The 4,566-nt window shown below is 59.9% G+C and carries 4 protein-coding genes; 1 reads left to right on the top strand and 3 read right to left on the bottom strand.

Annotated elements, in window-relative coordinates; genetic code table 11:
* Window positions 1-87: 87 nt before the first annotated feature.
* The 3 genes from AC13DJ_RS14330 to AC13DJ_RS14320 form a co-directional block, all read right to left on the bottom strand.
* The gene (locus AC13DJ_RS14330) at window positions 88-1,599 is read right to left on the bottom strand and encodes a molybdopterin-dependent oxidoreductase (protein WP_482934099.1); all 1,512 of its coding nucleotides are present in this window, start codon (window positions 1,597-1,599) and stop codon (window positions 88-90) included.
* Between the two features lie 11 nt (window positions 1,600-1,610).
* Complete coding sequence (locus AC13DJ_RS14325; RefSeq protein ID WP_482934098.1) at window positions 1,611-3,326, bottom strand: NADH-ubiquinone oxidoreductase-F iron-sulfur binding region domain-containing protein; 1,716 nt, start codon at window positions 3,324-3,326, stop codon at window positions 1,611-1,613.
* 153 nt (window positions 3,327-3,479) lie between these two features.
* Complete coding sequence (locus AC13DJ_RS14320; RefSeq protein ID WP_482934100.1) at window positions 3,480-3,977, bottom strand: TetR/AcrR family transcriptional regulator; 498 nt, start codon at window positions 3,975-3,977, stop codon at window positions 3,480-3,482.
* Window positions 3,978-4,001: 24 nt separating this feature from the next.
* On the opposite strand from AC13DJ_RS14320, the gene AC13DJ_RS14315 reads away from it, so the two are divergent.
* Window positions 4,002-4,439 carry an alpha/beta fold hydrolase gene (locus tag AC13DJ_RS14315; protein ID WP_482934097.1) on the top strand — a complete coding sequence of 146 codons (438 nt, stop codon included), beginning with the start codon at window positions 4,002-4,004 and terminating at the stop codon, window positions 4,437-4,439.
* Window positions 4,440-4,566 lie beyond the last annotated feature (127 nt).

Here is a 4,566-nt window from a genome sequence, read left to right as displayed (position 1 = left end):
CCAATGGGGGAAAGGGGGAGTTGTGCCTGAATGCCGGAAACTGGCTAAATAATCGCCAACTTCGACCATGACCACTCGGATCTGGCACTACCAGGCTTGGTCTGCGAAGGTTGTTGGAGCACTATGAGAAATCCGGGCTAGGGCCTGCCCTCGGGGGTCTATGATGATCAGCTTAGTGCCATTGCGTGCTGCCTGCTTGAAGTAGGTGGCCGCCACCGGGTGGTTCACCGCCGGGTTGCAGCCGGTGAGGATCACCACGTCGGCCTGAAGCGCCTGCATAAAGGATGCGGTGACTGCTCCAGACCCCAGACACTCCATCAAAGCCGCCACGGAGCTGGCGTGGCAGAGCCGCGTGCAGTGATCAACGTGGTTGGAGCCAAAACCGGTGCGCACCAGTTTCTGGAACAGCCAAGCTTCTTCGTTGGAGCACTTGGCGCTGCCGAAGCCGGCCAGCGCATCCGGTCCGTGTCGTGTTTTAAGTTGGGTTAATCCGCTTGCTGCAAGATCCAGGGCCTCTTCCCAGCTTGCCTCGCGAAAGTGGGTTAACGGATTGGCGGGATCAAAGTCAGGGTCGAGCCCTTTGGGCACACCTGCCCGGCGGATCAGCGGCCGGGTGAGCCGAGCTGGGTGCGACGGATAATCAAAGCCGAAACGCCCCTTAACACAGAGCCGGCCCTGGTTTGACGGCCCATCTTTGCCTTCCACAAAAAGGATGCGGGCACGATGCTCGCCTGTTTCCGTTTCGGCAGGCGCAGGTTCGTTCTTCACGTGATAGGTCAGTTGGCAGCCCACACCGCAATAGGGGCAAACGGAATCCACAGTGCGATCAGCGGTGGCGGAGTCTCCGCGGCCCTCGACATCAATCAAGGTGGCGGGCATCAGGGCCCCGGTCGGACAGGCCTGCACACATTCGCCGCACGCAACGCAGGTGCTGTCGCCCATGGGGTCATCAAAATCAAACACCACTTTGGACGCAGCACCACGGTGCGCCAGGCCTATAACGTCGTTGCCCTGCACTTCGCGGCAGGCACGCTCGCACAAGCCGCAGGTGATGCAGGCGTCCAGATTGACGTTCATGGCAGAATGAGTGGTGTCATGGCCCCGGGCGTGGGCCAGAGACTCCAATCTCGGCGCCACATGGTGAACCGTGGGCTCGTTGCGCTCTGAACGGGCCGGGAGACGTTGACGCACAGCACCGGCATCAATGGCCAGTTGATCCGCCATTTCCCATAGATGGCTTGAACGATCGGGGCTGCTATCTCGCTCAGGTTGATCGGCCAGCAGCAATTCCAGCACCGCTCTCCTGGCATCCTGGGCACGGGCGGAGGCTGCGCTTCGCACCACCATGCCGGGCGCGGCCTCGCGGATACAGCTTGCGGCAAGTACCCGTTCGCCTTCCACTTCCACCATGCAGGCGCGACAATTGCCATCCGCGCGGTAACCCGGCGCGTCTTTGAAGCACAGATGCGGAATGGTCTCGCCGGCGCGCCGGGCCACCTGCCACAGGGTTTCACCGGGGTAGGCCTGAACTTCCACGCCATCCAGTGTCAGGGTAAAGCTTGTCGTTGCATTGCTCATGGCTGTTTTCAATTCGCTCATGGCTGCCTCCCCTAACCTTTGGCGATCAGGTTGCGGCTGACCAGTTCGCTGTGGAAGTCCCGCAGCAGGCTCAGCACCGGATTAGGGGCCGCCTGGCCCAGACCGCAGATAGAAGCATCCGCCATCACCCTGGCCAACTGCCGGAGCGTCGCCTCATCCCAGGTATCGCGCTCAAGCAGCGTGAGCATCTTCTCTGTGCCCACCCGGCAGGGCGTACACTGCCCGCAGGACTCATCGGCGAAAAAACCCAGAAGGTTGGACGCCGCGGCGGCCAGATCGTCCTGATCCGACAGCACGATCACAGCTGCAGAGCCGATAAAACAGCCATGCTCCTGCAGCGTGTCGAAATCCAGGGGTATGTCGGCTTTGCTGGCCGGCAGTATGCCGCCGGAAGCCCCGCCAGGCAGATAGGCCCGGAGCCGGTGCCCTTCCGCCATGCCGCCGCAGTATTCCTCGATCAACTCGTTGAGGGTGATGCCCGCAGGGGCAAGATGAACCCCGGGCCTCGCGACCCGTCCGGAGACCGAAAAGCTCCGAAGGCCGCGACGACCATGCCGCCCCTGGCTGGCAAACCAGTCGGCGCCCTGGGCATGGATGCGAGGAATCCAGTAAACCGTCTCGACGTTATTCACCAACGTGGGCTGACCAAACAGCCCTTTCTGCGCAACAAACGGCGGGCGATGGCGGGGCTTGCCGGGCTTGCCCTCCAGGGACTCGATCAGGGCGGATTCCTCGCCGCAGATGTAGGCGCCCGCACCACGGCGCAGGATGACAAAGCCCTGCTCCACAATGGCGGCTGCTTCCAGCTCCGCAATGGCATCTTTCAACACACGGTGCAGGCCGGGATATTCATCCCGCAGGTATATGTAGAGAGCCTTCGCCTCAACCCCCCAGGCGCTGACCAGCGCACCCTCGAGGAATCCGTGGGGTTCACGTTCCAGGTAATAGCGATCTTTGAACGTGCCCGGTTCACCCTCGTCGGCGTTGATCACCGCATAGCGTGGCCCCGGTTCCGCCCGCACGGCCTGCCATTTGCGGAAGGTGGGGAAACCGGCGCCGCCGAGGCCGCGAAGGCCCGCATGCTCAAGTTCCTTCTCCAGCGATTCGATGCTCACCCGGCCTTCGCGGCAATCGGTAAGCAACTGATAACCGCCAGCCGAACGATAATCCGACAGACGTTGCCAGAAAACCTCCTCTGGCTGAATCCGCCCCTGCTCTACCGCGGCCTCAACGGTCTGGGCGTTGGCATTCAGCACATGGTGATGCCCTACACCTACAACCGGCGCGGTGTCACAGCGGCCCATGCAGGGCGCTCGCTGTACCCTCACCGTGGCGGGATCAGCTCCATCAGATAGCGCTCGATGCAATGCCTCCGCTCCTGCCAAACGACAGGAAAGCGAGTCACACACCCGCAGAGTTATCCCGGGCGGTGGCGTTTGTTCGCCGTGAATGACATCAAAATGGGCATAGAAAGTGGCCGTCTCATAAATGGCGGCCATGGGCAGATTCATGAAGGTCGCAAGGGCCCGGAGACGGGGCATGGTCAGGTAACCGTAGGTGTCCTGCAGTGCATGAAGGTGCTCGATCAGGCGATCGCGGTGTCGCAATGACGGATCGACACCTTCGTCACCGAGCAGGCCCCGCAGCTCCGACATTACAGCCGGTTCCAGTTGACGGCCACGAAGGGCTGAGCGCCGGCGTTTGAGCTTTTGTTCGTTTGAACTCATTGTTGTTTTACCAGGCCCGGGGTATAGAAAGTGGCTTCTTGGATCTGCGGTGTTCGCCGTTGAATAGATTACGCTTATCGAGGCAAACTACTCAAGGATTCAGCCATCGCTGCGGAAGGGTTCTGACTTCCGGTGAGTCGATGACCAGGCCGATCACCTCTTTAGCGAGCGCCATGCGGATTCCGCAAATTCTTTTCGGTACTCCTGAGGTGATGTCTTTACCCGGCCAGACAGCCAAGCCCTGCAATAGTTTTCCGACGGACCTATGATGAGAGAGAAGAGCATCTCGAAGGGCTGGACAATGTTGATATCGCCCTTGCCCAAACCAATTAACTGCTCTTTCAGCTTCTGGTAATTCTGGATATTTCGATCCTTCAGTTCCTGCTGAAATGGTCCCTTAGCCAATGGGGAACGTGCCTGATAAAGGAATCTGGCCCATTCGCGGTTGGCCGCCACCCAGTCCAGATAGCTCTCGATAATGCAAAACACCGCCTCGCGCAGATTGTTTGCCCCGGCCAACTCTCGCTCCAGTTGCTGTCGCTGATCATCCATGGCCGCAAAAAAGAGCGCACTCAGGATGCCCTCTTTGTTCCCGAAGTGATGGTAAATCGCCCCCACACTGGTGTCGCATCGGGCTTTGATGGCATCGATAGTTGTCGCTTAAATGGATCGACAATGGAAAAAACCCTAATAACCTGTGAAGACGGCTATAGGCTCACCGGGCACTTTTTCAGGCCAGCCACAGAGTCACCTCGCGGTGCCGTCCTGCTCTCCCCGGCCACGGGGTTTCGGCACCAGGTCTATTTCAATTTTGCCACCATGTTGAGCGAACAGGGCTTTGCCGTGCTGGCGTTTTCCAACAGGGGCATCGGGGACTCCCGCAACGATACCCCCCTGGCGGAACTCTCTGCCGACCTGGTGGACTGGGGGACCCTGGATTTGCCGGCAGCGCTGGACCAGCTGATCGCCCTGGCCCCGAACCTGCCGGTGACCCTGGTGGGCCACAGTGCCGGTGCGCAGTTGATCGGTTTGATGCCCAATTTCGCCCAAATTAACCGCTATGTTCTGATTGCTGCATCATCGGGGCATTTCAACAACCGTAAGCGCCAATAAACCAGCACCTACTTTCGGTTACCAAGATTGCCCACACTGATTTCCTCGTCAACCCAGGAGAAATCAGTATGACACACATCGAACGCAGACGGCTCTGGCAGCAACGTATCGAAGACTGGCAGGCATC

It is taken from the genome of Marinobacter sp. L-46, assembly GCF_056859535.1.
The sequence above is the reverse complement of the archived record's forward strand: the minus strand, read 5'-3'. Positions and strand labels throughout refer to the sequence as shown.